Source organism: Candidatus Hakubella thermalkaliphila (assembly GCF_013281975.1).
GTDB classification, from domain to species: Bacteria; Actinomycetota; Humimicrobiia; order Hakubellales; family Hakubellaceae; genus Hakubella; species Hakubella thermalkaliphila.
In genome coordinates this window covers 1-3476 of the sequence record NZ_BLRZ01000144.1, presented here as the reverse complement: position 1 = coordinate 3476, position 3476 = coordinate 1, and the positions used below count along the sequence as shown (strand labels likewise).

The window sequence follows — 3476 nt, the reverse complement described above, 5'->3', positions numbered from 1 at the left end:
CAGGTACTTCACTAAGTACCTGGCTGCTTTTTACACCGACATATTCGACCACCATCTGGGACTGATCAACTTTGGGACCACCGCCCCTGTAGAGGCCATGGTACCACTTATGCCTCTGGATCGACAGGCCATCTCTTCTATTGAAAGCAAAATTGTGCCTTTAGATCTGGGTGATACAAGCTTCATCAATGCACTACAGCTGGCTGTTCAATCTTTTGCTTCTGCGGAGGAAGGTAGGGAGAGGGCTGTGGTCATCTTTACCGATGGTGAGCCGGATGATCCTCGTAAGCTCTCCAAGGAAGCTTATTTTAAAGAGATTAAAGAGTTTGTGGCCAAAAACATGGCGGAGGTCTCACTATACGTGGTAGCTGTGGATGTGGAGGGGAAATACTGGCCCGAAGATAAGCAATTTTGGGGGGAGATAACCAGGGGGCGCATTTTCGGGCTGCCTTCAGTGAAAGAAGCGGAGCTGGATAAGATCTATAGTACAATCCTGCTTGAGCTTTTGCGTATTCCGGAGCTCCACTGGGATGAAGTTCCCGAAGAGGGACTTGAGGTGAAGATAGACCCTTATCTCGAAAAAGTGACCTTTTCTGTGTTAAAGGAAAGGGCGGAAGTAGAGTTCAGTCTGATCCGAGGCGATGGCGAAAAAGTGAGACCAGAGGACCCAGATGTAGCCTATTCCAGTGGTCGCCTTTTCGAGATTTACGCTATTTCCGAGCCTGCCCCCGGGATGTGGAAGTATACGATCACTAAGGGCCGCGGCCGGGTGGAGGTGGGACGAGCTTTCATCCGAGTGGAGGCCAAACTGCTTCAGCCTCTTTCGCCCTATCCCCAGGGCAAGACCATGGAGCTTCTGGCCAGTTTTCGCAAACGGGATGGTTCACCCATAAAAGAGCTTCCTGCCTACCCGCTGTGGATGGGGGCTCGGGTGATAAAGCCGGGGGTGCAGAAGTTCTTGTCGAGTTCGAGAAGATAGAAGAAGGACTCTACCGGGGCAAAGATATAGTTCCCTATGATGAGGCGGGCCAATACCTGGTTACCCTCACAGTTAAGGGCGGCCCGGTGATCATTTCCGAAGTGCAATTTCCCATCGAGGTGAAGCCGCTGCCCTATCTGGAAGTGGTTTCTCCCGAAGGTGACGCTGATTATATTCTTGGAGAGCCTTTGGAGATAGAGGTACAACTTAGGCAAGCCGGCCGGCCTGCCAAAGCTCAAGAGCTCTTCCGGGACGATCCCCGGAGCATCATCTGGGTTACTCTGACGGATTCCCAGGGTGAACTGGTGGATACCATACGTCTTTCTGAGGACCCCCAAAGGGGTGTGGGCGTTTTCGTTGTGCAGACTGATCTGCCCCCAAAGGAGGAGTCCTACAGCCTGACTGCCTATCTGGCCGGCACCCTCACTAGTGGGGAGCGCTATGAAGCCTGGGCTGAGCTGGTCGACTTCAGGATCGAGAAAAGTTGGCTAACCAAAATCTTAGAACTTTGGCCCTGGTTTGCTGGATTTCTGGTCCTGTGTGGCCTGGGCTATTTCTTTTACTGGCTAACTCTGCCGGTACTGAGCGGCATAATCCAGGTGCAGAGAGGCAATGATATCCTGGGTGAGTATATCCTGGCCGGACGGCGTAAGCTTAAAGTGCGGGCAGGTAAGGGTTGCCCCATCCCTCTCCCGCCGGACGGTCCCCAGAAGCGGAAAGTGGTGGCCAAGATTAGAGGCAGGCGTAGTAAGAGCCCTGAAGGCTCAATAGAGATCCTTCCCTCGATAAGCTACCAGGAGAGCAAAGAGAGCCACGACTTTACTACAGGAGAACTGGACGATAGCCAGAGCATAGTGGTTATGGATGAGTATGAGCTGACCTATCAGCGGTACCGGTGAGGGTGCTATGCTTGAGGCAGAATTGAGAAATGAAGATACGGATTCTAAACAAAGGTCGTCGAGAGTTGTCCCAGGAACTTCGCAATTTTGCCAGGGCCAGAAGTTACAAACTGACATAAAAGACCAAAGCGCAGCGGCAGACTTGAAGAGAGTAATGAAGATTATCCTGCTGCGGAAGGCTGATAAATATGAGAGACAATGCCAACGATAATAACATAGTTTTGGAGGGATCAGCATGAAACCTATAACAGTAATTGGCCTCGGAGGGTTATGTTACATACTTTCTGGACGGAGGTAAGATTGCTGGCAAAGACGGGACTCAAATCAAATACTTCCATGGGACAGTTCCTGCTATTGTTGAATACATCTATCATTTCGGAATCGCTTATTCCAAAGAAGAGGAAGCCAAGAAAGAGGGAAAGGTTACTCAAACTTTCTATGACCAAGTTGTGGCCCATATTAACACTAACCGTATCATGACCAAGGAAAATCCTACCCGTGCTCTTCTTTATGGTGCCTTTGGAAACTATAAGCTGATAATTGATCTAGATTCCATCAAAACGGAATTCTCTCAAAAGATCGCGATTGACATCCTTAATCAGTTCTTGGAACCTTCTTATTTAAGTGGCACCGCAGGCGAAAGTGAAGTCCAGGATTTCTTGTTGAATGGCGCAACCAGATTTGACAAAGAAATCGTCTACGGCCTAAAAGACCCTGAGCAACAAAAGACTTTTGCATCACAAGCTATGTTAGTAGGTAAATTTCAGCAAGTTGGCATGCCCAAATTCCCGAGTTTTCATTTTGATTCCATAGGGAATTTGGGTAGGGCCGTTAGCGAAACAAAAGCCATTCTGGATGATTTTGAAACCAGGATATTGGGCAGGCGGAGTGATAAGCATCAAGCCGGACCTGCCCCCAACACTTTCTACGCTGTGGCAAATTTCTACAAAGAGAAATATCATACAGACTTCAAAGACCGCTTGAGAAACAAGGTACTTGAAATCCTAAACAAAGATCAAGGCTCAGATTCATATGGACATGGGGCATTAAGGTCAGCCCTCGATTTCCTCAAATCTCTTGAAAAAAAATATGATACTTTTCTTACTTATTTCCGCGAGGCGAGGAGATACTACGAGGAAATGAGAAGGGACTTGAAGGATATTGATTCTGAGGTGGAAGCCTTCTACGCAGTTTCAAAACAGAAAAAGTGGGGGTTGAGAGGTGACCTACGGAAAAAGTATAAGAAATTGCGTAAGCTTCAAAACCAAAGGAAAATCCAAGAAATCCTCCAAGATCTTGTAGGCAATGCAGAAGGAACTGGAATTGCTCAGAAAAACTCAGAGTATATCCTTTTCATCATCGCAGAAATCGAGAAATGGATCAACACGTTTCAGAAAGGTAGGCAATTTACTGAAAAGGCTAATCAAGATCTGAGAAGTGTGCGCAATGAAAAGACGAACAACTTTGTTTGCCATAGATATCTGAGCTCATCTGGAGACACGTTAGAAACATGGCTATTCGAACTGATAAAAGACAGCTCAAAGTTAAGAAAGGCAAAAGACTATAAGGGAGCAGTGCATAAGGAGCTGGTAGAGAAG

The 3476-nt window shown here is 47.6% G+C and carries 3 protein-coding genes; all 3 read left to right on the top strand.

What is annotated here, in order from left to right; translation table 11 throughout:
* Positions 1 to 979 (top strand): vWA domain-containing protein (locus HW443_RS09985; RefSeq protein WP_176238133.1); only part of this gene is annotated, 979 nt, incomplete at its 5' end.
* Positions 916 to 1878, top strand: a complete 963-nt coding sequence (locus HW443_RS09980) for a hypothetical protein (RefSeq protein ID WP_176235898.1) — start codon at positions 916 to 918, stop codon at positions 1876 to 1878. The genes HW443_RS09985 and HW443_RS09980, both read left to right, overlap by 64 nt.
* Before the next feature lie 476 nt (positions 1879 to 2354).
* Positions 2355 to 3476, top strand: a 1122-nt coding sequence (locus tag HW443_RS09975; protein WP_176238132.1) for a hypothetical protein, incomplete at its 3' end; no start/stop codon positions are given.